This window comes from Moritella dasanensis ArB 0140, assembly GCF_000276805.1.
In the GTDB taxonomy this organism is placed as follows: Bacteria; Pseudomonadota; Gammaproteobacteria; order Enterobacterales; family Moritellaceae; genus Moritella; species Moritella dasanensis.
In genome coordinates this window covers 41,932-67,601 of sequence record NZ_AKXQ01000014.1, presented here as the reverse complement: position 1 = coordinate 67,601, position 25,670 = coordinate 41,932, and the positions used below count along the sequence as shown (strand labels likewise).

Genomic DNA, 25,670 nt, shown 5'->3' with positions numbered 1-25,670 from the left:
ACTCTATTTTTATAATTTTTATGATTCTTGCCAATCTTTCACTGCACCACGAAGCCAGTTAGTCCAAGCTTCAACGCCTTCGCCAGTTTTAGCAGAGATAGGAAAAACTTTAATATTTGGATTTAATTTTTTTACACGCGTTGTCGCGGCTTCTAAATCAAAATCAAAGAACCCCATGGCATCAATTTTATTAATCAGTAATACATCACAAATAGAGAACATTAGAGGATATTTAAGTGGCTTGTCATCACCTTCTGGCACACTTAAAATCATGACATTTTTTGCTGCACCGGTATCAAACTCAGCTGGACACACTAAATTACCTACATTTTCAAGAATGGTTAAATCAAGACCTTCTGAACCTAACCCCTCTAGACCTTGTTTCGTCATCTCAGCATCAAGATGACACATGCCACCAGTATGTAGTTGGATTACTTTTGTGCCAGTATTGGCGATAGTGTGAGCATCAACATCAGAGTCGATATCCGCTTCCATAACACCGATTTTCATTTCGTCTTTTAACGCATTAATTGTGCTTACCAGCGTCGTCGTCTTACCTGAACCAGGAGAAGACATCAGATTTATTAACAAATTATTTTGCTGTTTTAATTCAGCTCTTAACAAGTCTGCTTCCTTGTTATTGTTGTCGAATATGCCTTCTTTAATCTCAAGAATTTTAAAGTTTTTCATGATTTTTCACCTCTGTTATGAAATTCGGGGGAGGTTTTTCCTCTTACCCTATCAATAATTAAAAATTTTATGCGGCCATATTACCCTTACTTCAAACTACCTACTAAGACGTAGGTCATACTTTGGAGTAATTACTCTATTAATTTGAAGTTGATCGTATTTTTAATTTTTAAATCAATACATAACATTAAAATATTGTTATGTATTGAAACCTAAACGAGGAGAAAGAACGGAGATAATGACAGAGACATGGGATGATACGACTTGTCACAAATACGCTATCCCATGTTACCAAAACGTTTATTTGGTAAGGAAAATGTGAAATATGCTGTTTCATCGAACATGAAAATTAACCTTTAAATACTGTTTTATAAAACTGTGATGTTTAACACTTTTTTATCTTTGAGGGCCACGAATTTAATATTAGTATGATTACTCTAAATGTATGAAGGATCATAAAAATGAAATTATCATCTTTATTATTGGTAACGGTTGCCATTACAGCACCATTGACAATCTTAGTTTCAGAGTCTTACGCGGCCACACCGAAACAGTTGATTATATCTTTAGGCAATGAGCCGGATGCTGGGTTTAATCCTATTTATGGCTGGGGGCGTTATGGCGATCCTTTATTTCAATCGACATTGATCCGCCGAAATAAAGAATTAGCACTCAGTGGAGACCTTGCTGCAAACTGGACGCTTTCAAGCGACCGCTTAACCTGGACCATTGAATTAAAACCGAATATAAAATTTAGTAATGGCGTCGATCTCACCACATCAGATATCGCTTTTACCTATCTGACCGCAAAGAATGCGGCCACGACTCATGATTTAAATAACTTAGTTAACATTAAAGTACTAGATTCAAGCAAGATCCAATTTGTGCTAAAGCAACCTGACATCACTTTCATCGATGAGCTTACGTCACTTGGTATCGTACCAAAAGACGGTTATGACGAAAATTATGGTCAGCATCCAATCGGTTCTGGTCCGTATATTTTCAAACGTTGGGACAAGGGTCAGCAACTACTCGTGACCGCAAATCCGTTCTATTACGCACAAAAACCACAATTTAAAGATATCTTAATTGTGTTCACCGATGAAGACAGCAAGTTAGCCTTACTCAAGTCCGGTCAATTACAACTTGCCGCTATTCCTCAACGATTTTCAGCGGTGATCACACCACCTCTCGCGTTATGGAAAATTGACAGTGTTGATAATCGAGGCATTTCTTGGCCTGTAAACAACCCCAACAAAACAGATAATCAACAAATAAATGGCAACAACGTCAGCCAAGATCTTGCAATTAGACAAGCAATCAACCTGGCAATGGATCGTGATTTGTTGGTCAATGGCGTATTAAACGGTTATGGCCGCCCAGCCCACTCCATTGCTGATGGTATGCCTTGGGGTCCAGTAGAGCAAAACTTACTAAATGGTGCAGACCTTCATGCCGCGCGGAAAATACTCAGTGATGCTGGCTGGGCAGATACCAATGGTAATGGCATTATCGACAAAAATGGCCATGAAGCCAACATGACCCTATTATACAAATCTGGCGATAGCGTCCGTGAACAATTATCAATTGTCGCCGCTGATATGGTTAAACCCTTAGGTATTAATATTGAATTACTTGCTGGTAGCTGGGATTTCATTGCGACAAAAATGCATGAGAATCCAGTATTAATGGGCTTTGGTAGCCACTCAGCAAAAGAAGTTCGCTTTGTCTATCACAGTGACTTTGCTGGTGTCGATTTCTTTAACACTGGCTTCTATAAAAGTAAGCTCGTTGATCGCGCGCTTGAACAAGCAAGTAATGCCCCGTCTTGGGAAGCATCTTTGCCATTTTGGCAACAGGCTCAACAGCAAATATTGGCAGATCAACCCTGGACTTGGTTAGTCAATTTAGACCATTTATACGCTACGTCTTCATGCTTAGATCTTGGTGATCCAATACCAGAACCTCATGGACATGGTTGGCCACTCACTGCAAATATTACTGAATGGTCATGGACATGCCAATAACCATTATTGCCAGCTCGACAGCGAGACTGATGCTTCAGTTAATACTAGTGACACTGTTCGCCTTCATGTTGCTGGCGGTTTCACCTATCGAGCCGCTCAATTATTATATTGGCGATCAAATGATGTCAATATCTAATGAACAACGGCTCTTACTCGCTCAGAATTTAGGTTTAGACCAGAGTATTTCTGAACGCTTCATCATCTGGGGTCAACATTTACTGCAGGGCGATCTCGGATTTTCGATTAAATTTCAACAACCCGTTAGCAATATTATTATCGAACGCTTTCCGTCATCGTTATTATTGATGGCAGCAAGTTGGACATTATCATTGTTTTTCGGTTACGTTTTAGGGCTTATTGCAGCCTTAACAGAAAACAGTATTTGGGATCGGCTGATCACTCGTTTTGCCTGGGTATTAGCCAGCACGCCCTCTTTTTGGCTTGGCTTAATCCTTATCTATGTATTTGCAGTCAAGCTGAGTGTATTACCTGTTTGTTGTTCTGCTCCATTAGGCATGGATCCAAGTAATGTACCTTGGTTAACCCGTTTAGAGCACTTGATATTGCCATGTATTGCGCTCGCGGCGACGAGTTTAGCGCCCATCGTGCTGCACACCAAAGAAAAAGTACTGGATGTATTAGCCAGTGAACATGTCAATTATGCCCGCATACATGGTAAATCTACTTGCGGTATTATTCGTCACCACATATTGAGAAACAGCCTCACTCCTGCTTTAGTACTGCAATTTGCCAGTTTTGCGGAATTATTTGGCGGTTCAATATTAGCTGAAACGGTATTTAATTATCCCGGACTTGGAAATACCCTAGTGATTGCAGGACTCAGTGGCGACACCGCCTTATTAATGGGCATCACCTTAATCTCATCGGTATTCATTTTTACGGGTAATAGCATCGCTAATTTACTGCATTACTCCCTTTTGCCCGGTCAGGATATAACGCAATGAAACATCTCTCCTACCCAAGTTTAATTTGCTTCCTGCTGCTGGTTGCTGGCGCTTATTTTTGGCCTAGCCAAGGGAGTGATATTGATTTAATGGCCAAGTTACAACCCCCTTCAATCACTTATTGGTTCGGTACTGACTGGCTTGGACGAGACCAATTTTCACGTACTATGAAAGCACTTATCAGTAGCCTTCAAGTTGGCGGCATTGCCGCATTAATGAGTTCGATGATTGCATTTAGTCTCGCAATCATCGCCAGTACGCATCAACGATTGGCTTGGTTTGTCGACTTATTGGTTGATACCATGATGTCATTACCACATTTATTGTTACTGATTTTGTTGACCTTGGCATTAGAAGGTAGCTCGCAGGGCGTCATTTTTGCGATTACATTAAGTCACTGGCCTCGATTGACCCGGTTATTGCGTGCCGAAGTGATCCAGCTAACACGCCGACCTTATGTATTATTGGCTAGAAATTTTGGTAAGCCCTACTGGCAAGTTTTAGTACAGCACATGGTGCCACACCTATTACCACAATGGTTAACAGGTCTGTTATTACTGATACCTCACGCGATCCTGCACGCAGCGGCATTAACATTCCTTGGCTTTGGCTTAAACCCAAATGAACCTTCAATGGGTATATTATTATCCGAAGCAAGTCGCTATTTGATTATCGGTAATTGGTGGTTAGCGCTCTTCCCAGGATTGGTATTGATCACGGCTTTATTATTACTGGCAGAAAATGCAACTTGCTTCACTCGCTCACTCAGAAAGGGCCAATCATCATGTTAATCGTTGAGCAACTCACCATTGAAAATAATCACCACAAGCTGCTAAAAAATGCCAGTTTCACTGTTAAACGCGGTGAATGCTTGGCGATAATAGGCGCCAGTGGCAGTGGTAAAAGTATTCTTGCAAATGCATTGCTGGGAGCATGTCCTCAGGGATTTAACCTACAGGGCACGGTTAAATTTAAATCAGCTAACAAAAACAGTATTGCCATTGTTGCGCAAGCGGCAACTGCGCTAAACCCAAGTACACGTGTCGGTGCACAATTGATCCAGCAAGCAAATGCATCTCAGAATACACCAGCAGAGCTAACCGCTACGTTACAAAAGGTCGGTTTAGATGACAGTATATTAACCCTTTACCCTAGCCAACTCTCAGGAGGTATGGCTAAACGCGTGCTCACGGCAATGGCGTTAATACAAAATACCGATTTTATCATTGCCGACGAGCCGACTTGTGGACTTGAATTAAGCCGTTCCAACAAAGTTTTTAGTGAACTGGCCGCGTTATGTCAGCCAGACAAAATACATCCAGCAAAAGGCGTCATGATCATCAGCCATGATTTGCCAGGCATTACGCAAGTCGCACATCGAATACTGGTGCTAAAGGATGGTCATATCGTCGACAATACCACCCCCACAGCGATTAGACTGGGTATCGCCAATGCCTATACTCAAGCACTCTGGGATGCGAGTCCTGCGAACTGGACAAGGAGCTGTAATGCTAAAGCTAGTTAATGGCACAGCCAAAAGAGACAAGCAATTAATTACGTTACCTAAATTAATATTACATAGTGGTGAAATACTCGGTCTAACAGGCCCTAGCGGTTGTGGAAAATCAACGCTAGCAATGGTACTTGCGGGTATGCACCCTTTGCATTCAGGCTCGCTATCACAGTCACCATCTAAACTAAGAATAGCGACATTAGAACCTGCAATAGAACCTATAATAACGAAACATAACCCAAACAGTGTGCAGTGGATCTGCCAACAGCCTGAATTTGCCTTTAATCCCCGCTGGTCATTAGAGCGATCATTAACTGAAAGCCATCCTATTGATACTAAGCAATTAGCACGCTATAAAATTGATCCCAGTTGGCTAAAGCGCTTTCCGAGCGAACTTTCTGGAGGCGAATTACAAAGACTCAATTTGGTCAGAGCATTAGCTCCTACCACTAAGTATTTACTGTGTGATGAGATCACTGCGCAGCTAGATCCATTAACTCAGCGAGATATTTGGCTGGCATTGTGCGAGGAAGTTGGCCAACGGCAACTCGGTCTACTGGTCATTTCTCATGATGATGATCTGCTCAATGCCGTTTGCGATAGAGTGATCTGTTTTAATGAGTAGTATCGAACCGTGCGCTATCTAGCGTTAATTCAGGTCAACCAATCGTTAATTCAAATCAATGTACTTGGTAATACTGCCAACCACGGTGTCGACATATATTTTTTTGAGCTGTTCGGGTGTGCCGACATTACTGGAAAAACATAAGCGGATCACGGAGCTAAATTGAATACTCATTAGCAGGATAAATTGTTTCAATTGTACGGGATCTTTAGGCGTGGCAAATTTAAGTACGCTTTGGTAGATCCTATCGGCTTTCATCTCACTATCGACTGTCGCCAGATGGATTAATTTGATATCGACAGATTCAAACCAAATCTGGCGCAGTGCAGACTCATTTTTATGTAATGCATAAATATCGTCAAAATTACAGCTCATGACCATATCGAGGTCATCTAAGCTATCTAACTTATCAATATGTTTATCAACAATAACATGTATCTTTTTCATAAAGTGTTCAGCTAAAGAGAGGATGATTGTTTCTTTATCTGAAAAATATTGATAAATAGAGCCTTCAGAGCTGTTTGCCCGTTTCGCGATTTCTGAAATTTTTAGGTTCGCAATCCCCTTTTCTTCGATCAACGCCTTCACAGCTTCTAAAATAACCGCAACACGTTCCTTACTACGATTCTGACTTGGCTTTCGACGATTTGTTGCTTGTTTTAAATCCATCAGTGCTGAACCCATGTGCTTGCAAATATATTAATGGGAAATAATAACACATCGATCCTTTAGATCCATCTCCGCATTTTAAAGGGCTTAACTTGTTACTGGATCCAAGTAATTACGTGATATTAACCACAAATCAAAACATGAGGCCGCCTTACGTTTTGACAGGCATCACTAAAGGGGTAGTATAAACATGAGTCCAGCTCACGTTTTGTAAAGGTGAATAATTGATTACAAATACCGCAGTGTAGGCTCCCTCATTTGCATTAATTGATGCATGTTATATTCAGGTAAACAAAGGAAATGTGTATGTTTTTTTTCGAATCAATCCCTTGGTATAGTGTCGTAGCAGGGATAACGGTAACGCTGGCATTAATTCTGCTCAATGAAATTTCAAGACGTAGTAAATGGGCGGCGGGATTTTGTTTCTTAGTGTTACCAATACTGTTAACCCTCTTTGTATGGCCAACAACAGCTGCCAAAGGCACAACGGTAGGCAGTTGGTTTGCATGGGTTAAAGCGTATTCTGCATTAGCGGGTTGCCTTGGCTTTATGGCGTTACGTTACATTAAAGGCGCTGCAAAGAATAAATACCTGCTATTTTTCCCTGCCTTCATCTTAGGTTTTAATATTTTTGAAGCGGTTATGCGTGAATTCCAAACGGCTGGTTTCAATGGTATGCATGATGGCATGGAGATCATTGGTGGCCAATGGAATTACCTGAATGCCATCGCCGGTATTTTGAATATCGTGACAATTTGTGGTTGGGTGGGCATTTATATTAGTAAAGACAAATACCAAGATATGGTGTGGCCAGATATGCTTTGGTTCTGGATCATCGCTTATGATCTTTGGAACTTCGCTTACGTTTATAACTGTGTACCAGACCATTCATTCTACGCCGGTTTATGCTTATTACTGTCTTGTACGATCCCAGCCTTCTTCATCAAAAAAGGCGCTTGGTTACAACATCGAGCCCACACATTGGGTTTCTGGATGATGTTTGTGATGACGTTTCCTGCATTTGTTGATACCACGATGTTTGCGGTTAAATCATCAGATAATCCAGCGGCGATGTGGACGATCAGTATTATCAGCATTCTCTTTAACATTGGTGTGTTTGTCTATCAATTCAAAAAAATACGCACACTCAAACTCAGTGCGCTGAAAGATGAATTGCACACTGACTTAAAAGTTTACCAAGAAGTGGCACAGTAAATAAGCCATTATTACTTAGATAAACGGGTTTACTTTTCTTGAAGTCGATAGGCCAGCACTTCTACCCTATCGACTTATTATCTTAGTACTTTTTATATAAGCTCAAGTTGCCATTTTTATCAAACGCAACAACGTTAAAGTCTTTATAGTCCTGGCCTGGTGCAGCCATACCAGGGGAATGCTGCGGCATACCTGGAGCAGAAAGACCGGTAATATCACTCGGTCGTTCGCTAAGTAAACGTGCTACGTCCTTTTCTGGCACATGCCCTTCAATCATATAACCGTCAACAACAGCCGTGTGGCAAGACTGTAAATTACTCGGCATGCCGAACTTCTTCTGCACCGCTGACCAATCACGTTGATGATGCACATTCACTTTATAGCCTTTTTCTTCCATGATATCTGCCCATGCTACACAGCAACCACATGACGGTGACTTGTATAATTCAATCGTCGGTTTGGCGAATGCAACTGCACTAAATGTGAGTGATAATATGGCAATCAATTGGATAATCGTTTTCATCTTAAATTCCTTAAATTTCGAAGTATTACTTAATTTGGATAGCCAGCACACTTTGTTTATAGATTAGTTTAATCGGTCTATTTTTGACATCGATTGCACATTTTTAATCTATGTTCCCTCATCTATTTCGATATCAATATTGCTATTTATATCGAAAGGCATAGATTAAGCAACAAACGTATGTGTGGTGTAGTACAAGGAATATTAAGCGATGGGAGGTCGATACAAGAGAGCAGGGATGGTAAAACTAGCTTTAGATGGATCACGATTAATCAGGCTTAGTGTGTAAGGCTGACGTGCATTCAAAGAGGATAATGAAATAATGGCATAACTTGTGGTCGCACTGGAGAAACAACATTTATTTTCAATATGACTTTCCAAAGAATCACAGCAGTTATCTTTTGCGTTGTTAGCCATCATCTGCCCGGCATCACAATGCATCGCATTATCGATGGCTGCAATGTTATTTGACCGTTCATGGGCAGAAAGTGGCGCATAGGCAAGCTGGCTCGAGAGTACAATACTCACTAGCAACAGACAGATCACCTTAATTACACGCCTTGGGATTAGCATCACAAACTCTTCTTACTTAATTACGACGAATTATCTATAAGACCTGCTATATTGTCAATATGCGGTGTATAAATAAACAACGCCACAAAAATTTGCCCTTACCTTCTTGACCTTACCATAGGGGTAATGCTTAAATTACATGTACTTTCATTAAAAGATGTCTTTCATGCGCGCTTTGGCTTTGGTTTTATTATTATTAATAAACTCATTTTCATTACCTCTTCAGGCAATGAACAGCCACGTTATGTCTGCAAATATTCCGTGTGACATGCAAATGATGCCGGGAATGATGCAAGGCAATTTAGACGAGAACACAGACAATCTTTGTCACATGGATGATACGTCAACCAGCAATCATCTTACCGCGATGAGCGAAAGTAATTGTGACATGTGCAATTATGGTGATTGTAGCACCGCCAGTTCACTGCCTTTTATCAGCACGAATCTATTAATCGTTGCCAGTCAAGATCAAACAACGACTGTATTGTATTTCCCTGCCCCTCTCCCTGAACAACATCCAGAAAGCTTATATCGTCCCCCTCTTATTGGTTGATTTTAATTATTTTAAAAATCAATTAATAAGGAATAAAAATGCCATCCAAAATTTATTTTGGGCTATTAACGTTATTTACATTTAATGTTAATGCTCAGCTGTTAACGCTATCTGCAGCGGAAAACTTCGCCCTGCAAAGCGATCCAACAGCCCAGATCTACACTGCTCAGCAGACCCGTTTTAAAGCGCAAGCGATCAGTTCATCACAACTGACTGATCCGATGATAAAACTCGGTTTAGCGAATGTACCAATAGACAGCTTCTCGTTAACTGACGATCCCATGACGCAGTTTAGTATTGGTATGTCACAACAATTTTCTCGCGGCGATACACTCGCGTTAAACGCCAACAATTTCAACCTGCAAGCACTGCAAAGCGTACAGCTGTCAGCTAACCGTCAAGCAGAGCTAAAACTAAAGATCAGAGAACTTTGGTTTGATATTCGCTTTACCAAACTTGCTCAAGAAATTTTGCAAAAAAACCAAGCCTTATTTAAGTTGAATGTAGATAACCTCTACCGTCAATTTGAGCTTGGTTACAAGCAAAATCAAGACCTTATTAATGCCGAACTCGAATTAGCTAAATTCGACGATAGAATTGCAGCCTTTGCCCAACAAGAACAAGCATTACGTGGTCAGTTGCTTTCTTGGATTGGTTCACAAGCTTTCGGCCAACTTGATCCACAAATTCCAGAGTGGCAAGCAAGCCGTGATTATGCCAAGCAAGGTCAAGTTGTGCATTATAAATTGCTCGCAAACCATCCCCAAGTACTCGCCGCACAGCAAGCAATTGATGTAGCTGAAAACACCATCGAAATAGCCAATGAATCCTATAAACCATCCTTTAAAGTCGATGTGGGTTACGGCCACCGAGAAGCATTAGACATGACAACAGGATCCGCGCGCAGTGATTTACTCAGTGGTTCTGTCACCATGAATATCCCCTTGTTTACCGGTAATCGCCAAGATCAGGTTGTCATCGCTGCCACACAGGGCAAGGGCATTAAAAAAGCCGAGAAAGATCTGTTGTTGATTAAATTCAATGGCATTTTAAACGGTGCTATCGCTAATTTCCTGAATACGGAATCTCGATTACAACGCTATCAAGACACCCTACTTCCTCATGCTAAACGTAATACCGAAGCATCTTTACAAGGTTATCAGCTCAATACCAATAGCTTTGAACAGGTAATTAAGGCGTTTATGGATGAGCAGGCCCTAGAGCTTGAATATCATCAGTTGCATTTCCAGGGTCTAAAAACATTAGCGCGCATTCGTTATTTTCAAGCATTATAGAGGTCGACATGAAAACAATCATCGCAAGTTCAATTACTCTTGCCCTCGGGTTGACCGCAGGCGTTTGGTTTACAAATTATCAAGCTGATAACTTAGCAAACAGTACGGCTAAAGCCGCGGAACTAACGCCACTCTATTGGGTAGCACCAATGGACGCTAACTATCGCCGTGATGAACCCGGTAAATCACCGATGGGCATGGATCTCGTGCCAGTCTATCCCGATGTTCCAGTGTCAGCGTCAGCAAAGAAAGAACCGCTGTATTGGGTCGCTCCGATGGATGCCAATTATCGTCGCGATGAGCCCGGTAAATCACCGATGGGCATGGATCTCGTCCCTGTCTACGGCGAATCATCTGCAGCTGCAAGTGATGCCGGGTTAGTCACCATTTCTCCACGCGTAGAAAACAACTTAGGCGTGCGCACTCAAACCGTCAGCCAGCGTCCCTTCATCCCACAAATCAATACCGTGGGTCTGCTCGAGTTTAATCAACATACGCTATGGCAAATTAATAGCCGGGTATCTGGTTGGATAGAAAAGCTCTACATCAAAGAAGAAGGAGAGCAAGTAACGAAGGGCCAAAAACTACTATCACTTTATTCCCCTGAATTAGTTAAAGCCCAAGAAGAGTTGCTCAATGCATTACGTATCGGCAATAAAACCTTAATTTCATCATCAAAAAACCGCTTGTCTGCGCTCGGTATCAGCAAAGAGCAGATCCGTCAGATTAGCAGCAAGCGCAAAGCCAAACAGAATGTCACGGTCTTCGCACCTGAGTCTGGTTTTATTACCAAATTAGGCGTACGTGAAGGCGCTTACATCACGCCAGCCGCACAGATCATCGAAGCGGGACAGTTAGATGAGATCTGGCTGCAAGCTGAAGTATTTGAATCGCAAGCAGGTTTAGTACAAGTTGGCGATAAGGGTGAAATGCAACTTGATAGCTTCCCAGGCAGAACTTGGCATGGCGAGGTTGATTACATCTATCCAGAATTAAACGCAGCGACTCGAACACTGAAAGTCCGCGTTAAATTTAGTAATGAAGATAAACAGTTAAAACCTAATATGTTCGCCAAGCTGAAATTACTCAGCCAAACTCAGTCCACCAGCTTACAGGTACCTCGCGAAGCCGTGATCCGTGCTGGCAATTTTGATCGGGTAGTACTGGCCAAAGGCGACGGTCAATATCAATCTGTCAGGGTTACGATAGGACGAGAATCAGCGGGTTATGTTGAAGTAATGACTGGGTTAGCCGCCGGGAACAAGGTCGTGACCAGTGCTCAGTTCCTGATAGATTCTGAATCTAGCTTAACAGCAGACTTTAGTCGCATCGATCCAGTCTCTTCGCAACAACAATCACCACAACAACCTGCAATGGCGATGGATCATTCGGCCATGAACCATGCAGCTATGGAGCACTCGACAATGGATCACTCCGGCATGGATCAGCAAAAAACAGAGGCTGAAACGAGCACTAATTCAGATACTGAAATTGATAGTGATGACGCTTTGGATTGGTTAGACTTTGATGATGACGTAGAAGGTGACATGTAATGATCAAACGCATTATTGAATGGTCGATCCACAATCGGATGCTAGTCTTGTTAGCGACCTTTATTATTATTGTCTACGGTAGCTTTGTAGTCAAAAATACCCCGATCGACGCGATCCCAGATCTCTCCGATGTACAGGTGATCATTAAAACCAGTTATCCAGGACAGGCGCCACAAGTAGTTGAAGACCAAGTCACTTACCCGCTAACCACGGCGATGTTATCCGTACCAGGTGCAAAAACAGTGCGTGGTTTCTCCTTCTTTGGCGACTCTTATGTTTATGTCATTTTTGAAGATGGCACAGATATGTACTGGGCTCGGTCTCGGGTGCTTGAATACCTTTCTCAGGTAACACCGAATCTGCCTAGCACAGCCAAACCAGCATTAGGACCCGATGCAACAGGCGTTGGCTGGGTCTATTCCTATGCGTTAACCGATACCAGCGGTAATCATGATCTTAGCGAATTACGCAGTTTACAAGATTGGTTCTTAAAGTATGAACTGCAAACCGTACCGGGTGTATCGGAAGTGGCGACGGTCGGCGGTATGGTCAAACAATACCAGATCAGCGTTGACCCAGATAAATTAAGCAGTTATCAAATTCCACTGTCTGCCATTAGCAACGCCATAAAACAGGGCAACCAAGAAGCAGGCGCCAGTGTGATTGAAATGGCTGAAGCGGAATATATGGTGCGCGCCAATGGTTATATCAGTTCTATTGAAGATCTGAAAAACATCCCGTTAAAACTGAGCGCAACTGGCACGCCGTTATTACTCGGTGATGTGGCCGACATCGTTATCGGGCCGCAAATGCGCCGTGGTGTATCGGAGCTTAATGGTGAAGGTGAAGTTGTTGGCGGTATCATCGTCATGCGTTACAGCGAAAATGCCCGTGATATCATTGCAGCCGTCAAAGCTAAACTTAAAACGTTGCAGGGATCTTTACCGGAAGGTGTTGAAATTGTTCCGACTTACGATCGCTCTACCCTGATCGATAATGCAGTAGAAAACCTCTACGAAAAACTATTTGAAGAGTTTCTTGTGGTCGTTGTCGTGTGCGCGGTATTCCTGTTCCACATCCGCAGCTCACTGGTGGTCTTAATCAGTTTACCCGTCGGTATTTTGGTGGCTTTTATCGTCATGTCTTGGCAGGGAATTAATGCCAACATCATGTCATTAGGCGGTATCGCTATCGCCATTGGTGCTATGGTCGACGGTGCTATCGTGATGGTTGAAAATGTGCATAAACACATGGAAAAAACACCGTTGACGGATGAAAATCGTTGGCAGGTGATCAGCAAAGCTGCATCCGAAGTCGGTCCAGCACTGTTCTTTTCCCTACTCATCATTACCTTTAGTTTCGTGCCAGTATTTGCACTGCAAGGACAAGAAGGCAAGATGTTTTCTCCCCTCGCCTTTACGAAGACCTATTCGATGGCAGCAGCAGCCGGACTCGCGGTGACTTTAGTGCCTATTCTGATGGGTTACTTCATTCGCGGTAAGGTACTACCAGAACACAAAAATCCGATTAATCGTGGTCTTATTGCCCTGTATCGACCGCTACTAACATTCAGCTTAAAAGCACCTTTACTGCTGTTATTTGTGGTTGCGGGTTTACTTGTCGTCGGCTTTTATCCGGTAAACAAGATCGGCAGTGAATTTATTCCACCTCTAGATGAAGGTGATCTAATGTACATGCCGACTACCTATCCGGGGATCAGTATCGGTAAAGCCAGAGAATTGCTGCAACAAACCAATAAATTGATCAAAACCGTGCCTGAAGTGGAACGCGTTTGGGGCAAAGCTGGACGTGCAGAAACAGCAACAGACGCCGCGCCATTAACGATGATAGAAACCTTCATCAGTTTAAAACCCAAAGATCAGTGGCGAGACGGCATGACATCTGCAGGTTTACGCGAAGAATTAGACTCGTTGATCAAGTTCCCTGGTGTCACCAACGCCTGGGTAATGCCAATCAAAACGCGTACCGATATGTTAGCCACTGGTATCAAAACCCCCATTGGTATCAAGGTAGCGGGTGAGAAACTGGCTGAAATAGAAAAAATTGGTAAAGACATAGAAAAAATATTGCTTAACGTTGAAGGTACAACCTCTGCTTATGCTGAGCGAGTAGCCGGAGGCCGTTATGTTAAGGTTGATATACAGCGGGCAAAAGCTGCACGTTATGGTCTTAACATTGCTGATGTACAAGCCGTCGTATCCACCGCGGTTGGCGGGATGAATGTCACCCAAACCATTGAAGGATTAGAGCGTTATCCAGTTAATGTGCGTTATCCACAAACCTACCGCGACAGCATCGAGCAAATGAAATTACTGCCGATAATCACACCGCAAGGCGCTCGTATAGCCTTAAGCGACGTGGCTAACGTCTATGTTGAAGATGGTGCGCCGATGATAAAAACTGAAAATGCCCGTCCTAATGGCTGGATCTATGTTGATATCGCAGGCCGTGACCTTGGCTCTTATGTACTCGACGCGCAAAAAGCTGTGGCGGAACAACTCGTCTTGCCTGCTGGTTATTCTATTACCTGGTCTGGTCAATACGAATATATGCAGCGCGCGAAGGAAACCTTAACGGTGGTGATCCCTGCCACACTCGCTATTATCGTGTTATTACTCTACCTGGCATTTAGACGTGTCGGTGAAGTATTACTGATTTTGGGTACTTTACCGCTGGCGATGATCGGTGGCATCTGGTTACTTTACTTGCTCAACTATAATTTTTCGATTGCCGTCGGTGTTGGTTTCATCGCCCTCGCTGGTGTTGCCGTTGAGATTGGTGTCATCATGTTGGTTTATTTAAATCAATCACTCGATGCCGCTATTGCAGCTGGCCAGCTAACTAAAGCCAAATTACGTCAGGCAATAATGGAAGGTGCTGGTTTACGAGTACGTCCAGTGATGATGACCGTCGCCACTGTTATCATCGGCCTTGTGCCCATTATGTTTGGTGAAGGAACTGGCTCACAAGTGATGCAGCGTATTGCCGCGCCAATGATTGGCGGTATGGCTTCAGCGTTAATGCTAACCTTGTTGGTACTACCGGCCATGTTCTACCTGTGGAAACAGTTCAGCTTGAAATCGATCATGACCGAGGATGATGACAGTACCGCAGCCTCTAATAAAAAATTAACAACAGACAATTAACAATTAAAAAAAGGAATATGCCATGTTAAACAAAATGACAAAAACGATAGCAGGATCGCTAGTACTGTCTGCCGCACTCAGTCTGCCGGTGTTCGCTCATGATGGCGAAACACACTGCGAAGATACCGCGCTAAGCGGCATGATGAAAGAGATGAATGACGACTTAAAATCCTATGTCGCGGCATTTAAACGTAATGATGCCACGGCCATGCAAGCTCAGGTAACTAAGTTACTTGCCAACTCAATGAAGGCAAGAAATGAGATTCCGGTAAAGCTGAAGAATCATGACATGCCTGCGATGAATCATGACATGGCTGGCATGAAGAAGGATATGCCTGGTATGGATCATGACATGTCCGCGATGAATCATGACATGGCTGGCATGAAGAAAGATATGCCTGGTATGGATCATGACATGTCCGCAATGAATAAAGATATGCCTGCTATGAATCACGACATGTCTGCCATGAATAAAGATATGCCAGCGATGGATCATAGCCAAATGGAAAATATGCCCGGCATGGACCACCAAACTCACATGCAGCATCAGGGCTATCAGCAAGGCATTGAAAAATTGACGGGTCTGTTTAAGCAATTACAAACAGCAGACGGCAAAAAAGAAGTTAAAACAGTGCTTAAGGCAATCAAGCAACATACCAAGAAAAGTCATAAAGAATATCGTATTAAATGTGACTAATTTTTAATAATATCGCTCGTGACCAAGCTGTAATGAAATAAGTTATAGCTTGGTCGCTTTCTTTAATAGAATGCCACCACCGCCTTTCTTGTACCGTACTTTACCTTCTACATACATGATGTCTTTTAGCTAATGTTCAAATTAGCGATGCAACTACAACTATACTCATAAGATCCCAGATACAATTACTACCGTTAATTGCTTTTTAATTACGTAATAACACCGTGAGATGCATTTAGTTCCAAGGTGTTTATTATAAACCTAGGATCAAATCGATGAGAACAAAAGTTGAATTTCCGAGTCAAGGACAAAACCTAGCGGGCTTGCTTGAAACACCTGACCAAGCGATACGAGCCTATGTATTATTTGCTCATTGTTTTACCTGTGGTAAAGATGTGGCAGCCGCCTCGCGAATTAGCCGGTTTTTAGTGCAACATGGCTTTGCTGTGTTTCGATTTGACTTCACCGGCTTGGGTAACAGTGACGGTGACTTTGCCAATACCAATTTTTCATCCAATACCGAAGACTTGCTTGCAGCGGCAGAATTTCTTGAACAGCATTATGATGCACCACAACTATTAATCGGACATAGTCTCGGTGGCGCTGCCGTGTTAGCGATGGCAGCAAAACTGCCAAAAGTCAAAGCAGTGGTGACCATTGCGGCACCGTTTGAAGCAAGCCATGTGATACACAACTTTGATGCCCACCTCGACACAATAGAACAAAGCGGCAGTGCGAAAGTGAGTTTGGGCCCACGTGAGTTTACGATTAAAAAACAATTTATAGATGATTTGCGTAACCAAACGACAGAGCATATACAGCATCTGAATAAGGCGTTGCTGGTATTGCATTCTCCCATCGATTTAACTGTCGATATTGCAGATGCCGAGAAAATCTATAAAGCGGCCAAGCACCCTAAAAGCTTTGTTAGCTTAGACACTGCCGATCATCTGTTATCAAAATCAATCGACAGTGAATATGTTGCGCAAACGATTTCCGGATGGGCAAGCCGCTATATCCCAGTCGCCGTAATATCGCGTCCCCAAGTAACCAAAGGGCACATTACGGTAGCGGAACTCGACCATAAATTTCAGCAATCCGTTTTCAGTGACCACCACAGTTGGTATGCCGACGAACCAACACAAGTCGGAGGCCAAAATACAGGGCCCGATCCCTATGAACATTTATTGGCTGCTTTAGGTGCCTGTACTGCGATGACAATTCGTATGTATGCGGATCATAAGAAGATCCCCCTCGAGCATGTCGAAGTATCTTTATCTCACGAGCGTGATTATATAAAAGATGCCAGTAATGTGACGGAACCGAATCAAAAAATAGAATTATTAATCCGTAAAGTACAGCTGTTAGGCCCCTTGAGTGATGCCGAAAAAACACGATTAATGGAGATCGCAGATAGGTGTCCGGTACATCGAACATTACACAGTAACCCACAAGTGGTGACGACATTGGTTGATGACATGAGTTAATGGCATAGCTTGAGACATTTTTTGACGACATTGCTTGACGACATGAGTCAATGCTTCACATGACAGAGGCTCTTTCAGCGGTAAGTCATGATGGCGTAAAACAATCAGCATTGAGATTGTGACATGATTATATTTTAGTTAATATGATGGGATGTTCTTATATGCAAGCATCCCACATGACATTACCCATGAATTTAGACTTATTTACGCGAGAACCAGAACAAGTTCTACCGCGAGATGGCGAAGCTTGGCTTTATCCTAATTTTTTTACAGATCTTGATCTGTCTGAGCTTCAGTCACTTATTCATTGGGAAACGCAGCAACTGTTTATGTATGGCCAATGGGTAGAACCAAAACGCTTGGTATGTCTGTACACGGACAGAGAACATCGCTATAACGCTGTCACACATAAAGTCTTAGATTGGCCTCATTCACTTTTGCAATTAGCCGATAAAATAACAGCAATACATAACGAGAAGTTTAATGCGGTGTTATGTAATTTATACCGTGACGGTACTGATTACGTGGGTTGGCACAGTGATGATGAAACGAACATGGACCAAAGTTGTATCGCATCGGTCAGTGTTGGTGCGACCCGAAGTTTCAAATTCCGCCATAAAGCCACAAAAGAACAAGTATCCGTCGAACTGGAACAGGGTGATTTATTGTTAATGCGATACTGCCAGCAGCATTGGCATCATGCTTTACCAAAAAGGCTTAAGGTTGATACCCCGCGTATTAACTTGACGTTTAGACGTATTATTTAATCGCTGTGGCAGTCGGTAATGCTGTCACCGTTAAGGTGAGTAATGCCAATTAATAATAAAAGTGAATCGTGCCGGTTAATAGTGGTTATGACCTCTTTGGGTTTTCAATCATGGCATATTTCAGTCTTTCATTTAAACACACTGATTGTCGTTTTTTCTTAAATATGTTTAATAACAACTTTCTCATGATATTCCTATCCCATTAGAGTTACATAGACATATTGTAGGTACTCATTTATATTCATGCCTTTTTAAGTCAGCAACTCTTTACACACCTCACAAAATAACACCTAATCTTCTCCGTTCGAGCTAAATTCATTGAAATATTTCGATAGTACTTCTATTACCTCGTTTTCCGTTATAATGCCCTATCAGTTATATTTACGTATTGAAGAGATATTAAAAAGACCATGGATATTAAAGGAACCTGCATCTCATCAACAGAAGATGAACACGGCCCAGTTTATGTTTACGAAACCAAGAACAGTCGGATCCTCAGTTTTGATGGCAAGATCTATCAAAGTTGCATGAAACTAAATAACATTAATGGCTTACATCTTGGTTATACCCAAGCGATGATGGCGGGTTTATTTTTTATCCCCACAGTCAAAACGGCTACCGTCATGGGGCTGGGCGCGGGCTCAATGGCAAAGAACTTGCTCAGTAGTTTTGCAACCTTGAACGTGCACGCAATTGAATACCGCGAAGCAGTGGCGACAGCCGCAAAAGAATATTTTTACTTACCCGACACAGAACGCCTCAGCATTCATATCGATGATGCGGTGAATTACATGAAAAATACCGACATAAAAAGCGATATTATCTTTTCAGATCTATACAACTCACAAGGCATGGAACCGAAGCAAGTACAGGCAACCTACTTACGTGATTGTAATAATGCACTCAACCAACAGGGTGTCCTGGTCCTCAATATCTGCAATACGACGCCTGAATTACGAGAAGCGTTAGATGAATTACTGGCGCTGGAATTTGACAACCAACTTCTTAGTCTTGACGTAAAAGGTGGCAACACGATTATACTCGCATTCAAAAACGACATTCCGTTCATAAGCAGAGAAGCATTGCTGGCGAAAGGGACATTGTTGCAAGCAGAAATGAATATTCCGATGGTACGTTATGCCGAATTACTCTGTGACACACAAAACTTATAAACAAGAGATATAATAAGTTATTGTTATATCTACTTAATAAAAGCGATTATTATAAATTATTTCTTATGAATTATTTCTAATAAAAAGAAAGCCCAGCAAATGCTGAGCTTTCTTGTCCAAGTATTACATCGATTTATTTAGTCGTAATAAACTCAGGGTAAGCATCAATACCACAATCAGCCATATCCATACCGATCATTTCATCTTCTTCAGTCACTCGAATACCCATGGTTGCTTTAAGCACTGTCCATACAAGGATACTTGCGCCAAACACCCAAGCAAAGATAATCGCAGCACCAAATAATTGAGCAGAGAATGTTGCCTCGCCATTACTAAATGGAACAACCATTAAACCAAATAACCCACACACACCGTGTACAGAGATAGCACCAACTGGATCATCAATCTTCACTTTATCCAGGGCAACAATACTAATCACAACTAATACTCCGCCTAAAGCGCCTAGTAATGTTGCAAATGCTGGAGCTGGACTCAGAGGGTCAGCAGTAATAGTAACAAGACCCGCTAATGCACCATTAAGTACCATGGTTAAATCTACTTTACCCCACATGAACTTAGTCACAATCAACGCAGAAACCGCACCACCCGCTGCCGCCGCATTGGTGTTCAGGAAGATAAGACCAACAGCCGTTGCATTTTCAGCATCAGAAATTAATAACTGTGAACCACCGTTAAAACCAAACCAACCCATCCATAGAATAAATGTACCCAATGTCGCGAGTGGCATATTTGAACCCGGAATTGGGTGTACCTCACCATTTTTACCGTATTTACCCTTACGTGCTCCGAGTAATAACACACCCGCTAATGCAGCCGATGCACCCGCCATGTGAACAATACCAGAACCAGCAAAATCAGAGAAACCCGCTTCAGATAAGAAACCACCGCCCCAAGTCCAATAGCCTTCAACCGGATAAATAACCGCGGTGAGCACGACAGCAAAAGCAAGGAAGGCCCATAACTTCATACGTTCAGCCACAGCACCAGACACGATAGACATTGCAGTTGCCACAAATACAACTTGGAAAAAGAAGTCTGATTCAAGTGAATGGTCAGCGCCTTCAGCCTGCGTTCCAATTAACGAACCAAATGACGGGATAATACCGCCCTCAACATTATCGACGTACATAATGTTATAACCTACGAGTAAGAACATGATGCATGCAATTGAATAGAGCACGATGTTTTTAGTCAAAATTTCGGTGGTATTCTTAGAGCGAACCAAGCCTGCTTCTAGCATGGCAAAACCTGCCGCCATCCACATCACCAGCACACCAGACATTAAAAAGTAAAACGTATCGAGTGCAAAGCGCAGCTCCGTCACAGTCGTTGTTAATTCTTGCATATATATAATTCCCTTTAAATCGCTTCTGAATCCATTTCACCGGTACGGATACGCACTACCTGCAATAAGTCGTAAACAAAGATCTTACCGTCACCAATTTTCCCTGTGTAAGCCGCATTTTTAATCGCTTCAATGACTTGTTCAACATTGTCACTTTGAGTTGCGATCTCTAATTTCACTTTTGGTAAGAAATCAACTTGGTATTCAGCGCCACGATATAGCTCGGTGTGACCTTTTTGGCGACCTAAACCTTTAACCTCAGTCGCTGTTAATCCTTCCACTCCGATATCGGCTACTGCTTTACGAACATCATCGAGTTTAAATGGTTTAATAATTGCGCTTATTAATTTCATAGAGATCCTCAAGTATCAACTTTTAACATTTATATGTTTAAAGTTAATTCAATCTCTGTGCCAATAAATATAACAACTAAAATTCAAAGGCTTACCTTAAAAACAAACAGTGTTGAAGAGTTAATATAACCAAATTAGTGCAATTTATTATCGCGTTACACCAAAATAGTGCAGTGATTCAGATGCTAAAGCGAAACGCTAATCCTAACGATGTAACGATGCAGGAATAGATTGACAATAAACTAGGGTTTGAACTCTATTTTCGTAATACATACTAAATAAATTATGATTTACAGGACAATAATAAATACGAATACTAAGTCGAATGAATTGATATAAAATGAAATGGCATTTAGAGTGGGTGGTGATGAATTTGTCGTTACAGTAGAACCTGAACGAGCAACCAAAGATACTTTCAATGACGCTTTAGCACGGTCGGACAAAGCGATGTATATAATGAAAAAACAAAGTAAAAAAATCAAAGATACTTAGGTCTAAACGGGCAGGCAGTTGACAATAACTACCTGCTCACGGGCTGCTTTTATGCTTCCTGCGTGATTTCCGTTAAAACCTGCTTAAAAGTATCTGCAGTTTGGCCACCAGCAATAGAATACTGATTATTAATAATGAAAGTCGGCACCGAACTAATGCCCCTGTCCATACTCAACTTTTGTTCTGCACGTACTTGCGCAGCATAATCATCAGAGTCGAGGATGTTTTTAGCGACTACAACATCAAGACCAACCGAATCAACGACCTTGATAAGCGTTGCATCATCACTCAAAGAGACATTGTCAGTAAAGTGCGCGGTAAACAAGGCCATTTGCAATGCATGTTGCTTGCCCTGCTCGTTAGCCCACGCTAATAATCTGTGTAAATTAAAGCTGTTGATCATGCGCATATTGGGGGCAAAGTTAAAATCAAAACCAACATCTTTACCGCGTTGACTGATCATTTCTCTGTTCTGCACACTTTGTTGCTCGCTGATACCGTACTTCTCAACCAAGTGTTCTTGCATATCTTGACCTTCACTCGGCATCTGCGGATTCAATTCAAAAGGCAGCCAGTTGATTGTCGCTTCAATGCCCGGTGCAAGTTGTGCCAATGCAGACTCTAGGCCTTTGTATCCGACAATGCACCAAGGGCACATAACATCAGACACAATATCGATTTGTAATTTACTCATATTAAATTGACTCATGTTAAATTTAATCCCGTTTAATAAAACAAAAAGTAAGTGACGATTAGCCACTTACTTTATGAACCGATAGCATCATTGGTAATTAAAGTTTTACAATCAACTTACCTTTGTTTTCACCGGTAAAGAATAAGTTTAAGCCACCAATAGATGATTCCAAACCTTCTAATACATGCGATCTGTGTTTGATTTTACCGGCCATTACATAAGGTGTTAGCTTTTCTAGCAATGCAGGTACTTCATGGAAATGATCCGGCATAGTGAAACCTTGAATAGTCAGGCGACGTTTAATCACGTTCAACCAGCTTGGACCAGGTGTAGGTACTTCGTTTGCGTAATCCGCGATCAGACCACATACCATGACACGGCCATGTGGATTCATACGATCTACAATTAAACTTTGGATCGCACCACCGGTATTTTCAAAATACAAATCAATACCATCAGCAGTATGCTCTGCAAGTTGTGCGTCTAAATCGTCACTCTTGTAATTAATCGCTGCGTCAAAACCTAATTCGTTAACAACCCAATCGGCTTTTTCGTCACTGCCAACAACACCAATTACTTTCAAGCCATCCGCTTTTGCTAACTGGCCAACAATAGAGCCAACCGAACCCGCAGCGCCCGTAACGATAATAGTTTCGCCCTTCTTCGGTTTACCTACATTAAATAGACCTTGAGTCGCAGTTAATCCAGGTAAAGCAAACACAGATAATATTGCTTCATCTGGTAATGGCGCTGTTACTTTATTCAGACCTTGGCCGTTACTTAGGAAGTATTCCTGCCAGCCCATCATACCCATCATGCGATCGCCCACGTTAAAATCGGGATGGTTACTTTCGACAATTTCACCGATGCCAGAACTACGCATCACATCACCTAAGCCTACTGGTGGAATGTAGCTGTTGGTATCAGGGCTCATCCAACCAAACATAGCAGGATCAAGTGACATATGGCTTTGCTTAACTAAAAACTCGCCCTCGCCCACAGTCGGCATTGGTTTTTGCACTACTTCAAATAGATCTGCATTGATTGGACCGCCAGTTGGACGTTTAATAAGATTGATCGCTGTATATGTTGTCATGTGCTTGCTTCCTGTACTTAATGTTGTCTGAAGGATGAGTCTAATTGTCTAAAAGATAATTAACTATGCCTCATTATTGTCTTAATTTAATGTAAGATATAGAGACTAATTAGCGAATGTTTATTGTCTTAAAGACAATAATAGCGATGAGAGTGAATGATGGACCAATTAAGAGCATTAAAGTATTTTGTAAAAGTGGTAGAACATGGCAGTTTTAGTAAAGCCGCTGAATTGTTTTCGGTGCCGCCTTCATCGCTGTCGCGCAGGGTCGCAGACCTAGAAAAAAGCCTTGGCGCTACATTATTAAAACGTACGACAAGAGCGGTGAGCTTAACTGAGATAGGCCAAATTTATTATCAGCAAGTCAGCGAAGTGCTGTCTTTATTAGCACACAGTGATGAAACAGTAAGAAACTATCAATCGACACCGATGGGCGTATTGAATATCAGCTCTATGGTGGGGTTTGGTGAGCGCATATTATTACCGCTGTTAGACGAATTCAGAGAGTTATACCCGCAGATCACCTTGAATATAAGCCTGAGTGATGACTTATCGACATTAGGGCGTGATGAAGTTGACCTTGCTATTAGAGGCGGTTATGCACCCGATGAACGCGTATTGGCTATCAAGCTGATGGATAACAACTTCATCGCCGTCGCAGCGCCCAGTTATTTACAAACCTATGGTGTACCCGTTAATGCCATGGAGTTAAAGCAACACAAAGGCCTGTATTTTAAAGCTCCGAATGGCCCTACTCCTTGGATCTGTGAAATTGATACTCAGTGGCAAGATGTTTCTGCAGAACCGGTACTCATCAGTAACAATGGTAAATGGCTAGTAGAGAAAGCCGTCGCGGGATTAGGAATTTTGCTGATGCCACGCTGGGCGTTAAAACCGTATATTGAATCGGGGGAACTGACAGAGCTTACTATTACGCCAAGCATTAAGATCACGCAGCAGGCTAATTTAGGGGTGTTCTTGTTGTATCAAAAACAGCGCTATCAAGTGCCTAAGATAAAGGCCGCAGTGGACTTTTTAGTTGAGAGAGTTCAAGGGGTTTATTGACACAGTACCAATTTCTCTCGCTAAACCGCCGACTTTAACGCGCGTTATTGTTGAATCGTTTGACTCGACAGATGCTGTGATAATCGATGTACAATTCATCGCCCTGCCTTGCTCAAAAACATAGTGATTGTGATTTTTATTGTCACTGGCTAAAGGAACATGCTTTGCGAGATAACACGCTAAAGCACCACTTGAGCTGCCAGTGGCCGATTCCTCAGGGATACCAAATAACGGTGCGAAGTTACGACAACTTGCGGTGAATTCGCTGTCTGATGGACAAAGTTCAAAAACATGAAAACCAACAAGGTCATGTTGTTTGCAGAAATCAGCAATTATGTCGCTGTTGGGTTCGATTAAATCTAGGTGCCCAGTCGGCACTGGAATAATAAGATCAGCTAATCCCGTTGATATGGCTTCAATGGGTAATTTCGTACTTGCTAGAATTGAGCATTCAATACCAATGACAGCTGCGATATCTTGGTAACAAAAACTACCGAGCATTTTAGGTAACTGCTGGTCCATGATGACTTGGCTGTTTGATGCAATCGCAATCGGCAGCAGCCCAGCCTTTGTCCTCTGGACATATTGACCAGTCGCAAGTATCCCCATTTGATGCATGATTGAAAATGTGGCTAATGTTGCATGACCACAGAAATCAACTTCACCTGTCGTCGTAAAGAAGGAAACTTCAAAATCGACTTCCTCATCACTCGATACAAAAGCAGTTTCAGAATAACCTACCGCTTGCGCAATACTTAGCTTTTGCGCATCAGATAACTTGTCAGCATTAAGCACGACCCCTGCAGGATTGCCACCTGTACCATTCGCTGTAAATGCATTTACAAGTATAACGTCTACATTCATCGAAACTTCCTTGCGCTATATAACAATGAATAGAAAACATTTCTACTCGCTAAGTTTACTCTACCACTTCATATCCACATACAAGCATATTCAGGTCGCTAAGCAGTAAAAATATGCAGCATAATTAGAGCTTAAAATCTAATAAATTCAAATTATATTGTTTAGCATACATCTAAAGGAATAAAAATTTAATATAACGGGCCAAATAACTAGCCAGTATTGAGTGTTTTTATCAAATGAAGATAACTT

The 25,670-nt window shown here is 42.1% G+C and carries 25 protein-coding genes; 16 read left to right on the top strand and 9 right to left on the bottom strand.

The annotated features are described in order from the left end of the window. Window positions 1-18 precede the first annotated feature (18 nt). Window positions 19-690 carry a hydrogenase nickel incorporation protein HypB gene (hypB, locus tag A923_RS0113120; RefSeq protein ID WP_017222129.1) on the bottom strand — a complete coding sequence of 224 codons (672 nt, stop codon included), beginning with the start codon at window positions 688-690 and terminating at the stop codon, window positions 19-21. A gap of 461 nt (window positions 691-1,151) precedes the next feature. Here hypB and A923_RS0113115 point away from each other — a divergent pair, with 461 nt between their 5' ends. From A923_RS0113115 to A923_RS0113095, 5 genes are read left to right on the top strand one after another with little or no spacing between them, the layout of a single operon-like run. Beyond that, entirely contained in the window at window positions 1,152-2,717 is a 1,566-nt protein-coding gene (locus A923_RS0113115) for an ABC transporter substrate-binding protein (RefSeq protein WP_017222128.1), read from the top strand. Next, complete coding sequence (locus tag A923_RS0113110; protein ID WP_017222127.1) at window positions 2,708-3,682, top strand: ABC transporter permease; 975 nt, start codon at window positions 2,708-2,710, stop codon at window positions 3,680-3,682. The genes A923_RS0113115 and A923_RS0113110 overlap by 10 nt, the downstream gene beginning before the upstream one ends. Beyond that, a complete protein-coding gene (locus A923_RS0113105; protein ID WP_017222126.1) occupies window positions 3,679-4,473 on the top strand; it encodes an ABC transporter permease in 795 nt (264 codons plus the stop codon). Before A923_RS0113110 ends, A923_RS0113105 begins: the two co-directional genes overlap by 4 nt. Further along, window positions 4,467-5,207 (top strand): ATP-binding cassette domain-containing protein, encoded by a 741-nt coding sequence (locus A923_RS0113100; protein WP_017222125.1) that lies wholly within the window; start codon window positions 4,467-4,469, stop codon window positions 5,205-5,207. Before A923_RS0113105 ends, A923_RS0113100 begins: the two co-directional genes overlap by 7 nt. Continuing rightward, window positions 5,191-5,820 carry an ATP-binding cassette domain-containing protein gene (locus A923_RS0113095; protein ID WP_017222124.1) on the top strand — a complete coding sequence of 210 codons (630 nt, stop codon included), beginning with the start codon at window positions 5,191-5,193 and terminating at the stop codon, window positions 5,818-5,820. Before A923_RS0113100 ends, A923_RS0113095 begins: the two co-directional genes overlap by 17 nt. 45 nt (window positions 5,821-5,865) lie before the next feature. Here the strand turns inward: A923_RS0113095 and A923_RS22655 are convergent, their stop codons facing one another. After that, window positions 5,866-6,489 carry a TetR/AcrR family transcriptional regulator gene (locus A923_RS22655; RefSeq protein ID WP_017222123.1) on the bottom strand — a complete coding sequence of 208 codons (624 nt, stop codon included), beginning with the start codon at window positions 6,487-6,489 and terminating at the stop codon, window positions 5,866-5,868. Between the two features lie 306 nt (window positions 6,490-6,795). On the opposite strand from A923_RS22655, the gene A923_RS0113085 reads away from it, so the two are divergent. Then, window positions 6,796-7,704 (top strand): DUF5692 family protein, encoded by a 909-nt coding sequence (locus A923_RS0113085; RefSeq protein WP_017222122.1) that lies wholly within the window; start codon window positions 6,796-6,798, stop codon window positions 7,702-7,704. Window positions 7,705-7,786: 82 nt separating this feature from the next. Here A923_RS0113085 and A923_RS0113080 read toward each other — a convergent pair whose 3' ends face one another. Both A923_RS0113080 and A923_RS0113075 read right to left on the bottom strand, forming a co-directional pair. Further along, on the bottom strand, window positions 7,787-8,227 hold the full coding sequence (locus tag A923_RS0113080; RefSeq protein ID WP_017222121.1) for a DUF411 domain-containing protein: 441 nt from the start codon (window positions 8,225-8,227) through the stop codon (window positions 7,787-7,789). Between the two features lie 204 nt (window positions 8,228-8,431). Further along, the gene (locus A923_RS0113075) at window positions 8,432-8,800 is read right to left on the bottom strand and encodes a hypothetical protein (RefSeq protein WP_237716217.1); all 369 of its coding nucleotides are present in this window, start codon (window positions 8,798-8,800) and stop codon (window positions 8,432-8,434) included. A gap of 244 nt (window positions 8,801-9,044) precedes the next feature. On the opposite strand from A923_RS0113075, the gene A923_RS0113070 reads away from it, so the two are divergent. The 8 genes from A923_RS0113070 (at window position 9,045) to A923_RS0113035 (ending at window position 19,491) form a co-directional block, all read left to right on the top strand. Then, a complete protein-coding gene (locus tag A923_RS0113070) occupies window positions 9,045-9,353 on the top strand; it encodes a hypothetical protein (protein WP_157532844.1) in 309 nt (102 codons plus the stop codon). A 38-nt stretch (window positions 9,354-9,391) separates the two neighbouring features. Then, window positions 9,392-10,648 carry a TolC family protein gene (locus tag A923_RS0113065; protein ID WP_017222118.1) on the top strand — a complete coding sequence of 419 codons (1,257 nt, stop codon included), beginning with the start codon at window positions 9,392-9,394 and terminating at the stop codon, window positions 10,646-10,648. 8 nt (window positions 10,649-10,656) lie between these two features. Continuing rightward, window positions 10,657-12,201, top strand: a complete 1,545-nt coding sequence (locus A923_RS0113060) for an efflux RND transporter periplasmic adaptor subunit (protein WP_017222117.1) — start codon at window positions 10,657-10,659, stop codon at window positions 12,199-12,201. Then, entirely contained in the window at window positions 12,201-15,368 is a 3,168-nt protein-coding gene (locus A923_RS0113055) for an efflux RND transporter permease subunit (RefSeq protein ID WP_017222116.1), read from the top strand. The genes A923_RS0113060 and A923_RS0113055 overlap by 1 nt, the downstream gene beginning before the upstream one ends. Window positions 15,369-15,390: 22 nt before the next feature. Beyond that, window positions 15,391-16,065, top strand: coding sequence for a hypothetical protein (locus A923_RS0113050; RefSeq protein WP_017222115.1), 675 nt, complete (start codon window positions 15,391-15,393; stop codon window positions 16,063-16,065). Between the two features lie 275 nt (window positions 16,066-16,340). Continuing rightward, window positions 16,341-17,552, top strand: coding sequence for a bifunctional alpha/beta hydrolase/OsmC family protein (locus A923_RS0113045; protein ID WP_017222114.1), 1,212 nt, complete (start codon window positions 16,341-16,343; stop codon window positions 17,550-17,552). A 161-nt stretch (window positions 17,553-17,713) separates the two neighbouring features. Continuing rightward, window positions 17,714-18,319, top strand: a complete 606-nt coding sequence (locus A923_RS0113040; protein ID WP_017222113.1) for an alpha-ketoglutarate-dependent dioxygenase AlkB family protein — start codon at window positions 17,714-17,716, stop codon at window positions 18,317-18,319. Between the two features lie 410 nt (window positions 18,320-18,729). Then, window positions 18,730-19,491, top strand: a complete 762-nt coding sequence (locus A923_RS0113035) for a spermidine synthase (RefSeq protein ID WP_017222112.1) — start codon at window positions 18,730-18,732, stop codon at window positions 19,489-19,491. A 133-nt stretch (window positions 19,492-19,624) separates the two neighbouring features. Here A923_RS0113035 and A923_RS0113030 read toward each other — a convergent pair whose 3' ends face one another. Together A923_RS0113030 and A923_RS0113025 are read right to left on the bottom strand one after the other, a co-directional pair. Further along, window positions 19,625-20,857, bottom strand: a complete 1,233-nt coding sequence (locus tag A923_RS0113030) for an ammonium transporter (protein ID WP_017222111.1) — start codon at window positions 20,855-20,857, stop codon at window positions 19,625-19,627. Between the two features lie 14 nt (window positions 20,858-20,871). After that, window positions 20,872-21,210: a P-II family nitrogen regulator gene (locus tag A923_RS0113025; protein WP_017222110.1), complete on the bottom strand. Its 339-nt coding sequence runs from the start codon at window positions 21,208-21,210 to the stop codon at window positions 20,872-20,874. A gap of 345 nt (window positions 21,211-21,555) precedes the next feature. Here A923_RS0113025 and A923_RS23010 point away from each other — a divergent pair, with 345 nt between their 5' ends. Then, window positions 21,556-21,702, top strand: a complete 147-nt coding sequence (locus A923_RS23010) for a hypothetical protein (protein ID WP_237716216.1) — start codon at window positions 21,556-21,558, stop codon at window positions 21,700-21,702. A 49-nt stretch (window positions 21,703-21,751) separates the two neighbouring features. Here the strand turns inward: A923_RS23010 and A923_RS0113015 are convergent, their stop codons facing one another. Together A923_RS0113015 and A923_RS0113010 are read right to left on the bottom strand one after the other, a co-directional pair. Continuing rightward, entirely contained in the window at window positions 21,752-22,411 is a 660-nt protein-coding gene (locus A923_RS0113015) for a DsbA family oxidoreductase (RefSeq protein WP_017222108.1), read from the bottom strand. An 82-nt stretch (window positions 22,412-22,493) separates the two neighbouring features. Beyond that, window positions 22,494-23,492: an NADP-dependent oxidoreductase gene (locus A923_RS0113010; RefSeq protein WP_017222107.1), complete on the bottom strand. Its 999-nt coding sequence runs from the start codon at window positions 23,490-23,492 to the stop codon at window positions 22,494-22,496. Window positions 23,493-23,651: 159 nt separating this feature from the next. On the opposite strand from A923_RS0113010, the gene A923_RS0113005 reads away from it, so the two are divergent. Beyond that, entirely contained in the window at window positions 23,652-24,557 is a 906-nt protein-coding gene (locus tag A923_RS0113005; RefSeq protein WP_017222106.1) for a LysR family transcriptional regulator, read from the top strand. On the opposite strand, the gene A923_RS0113000 is transcribed toward A923_RS0113005, so the two are convergent. Further along, a complete protein-coding gene (locus A923_RS0113000) occupies window positions 24,528-25,421 on the bottom strand; it encodes a PhzF family phenazine biosynthesis protein (protein WP_017222105.1) in 894 nt (297 codons plus the stop codon). The genes A923_RS0113005 and A923_RS0113000 overlap by 30 nt on opposite strands. Window positions 25,422-25,670 lie beyond the last annotated feature (249 nt).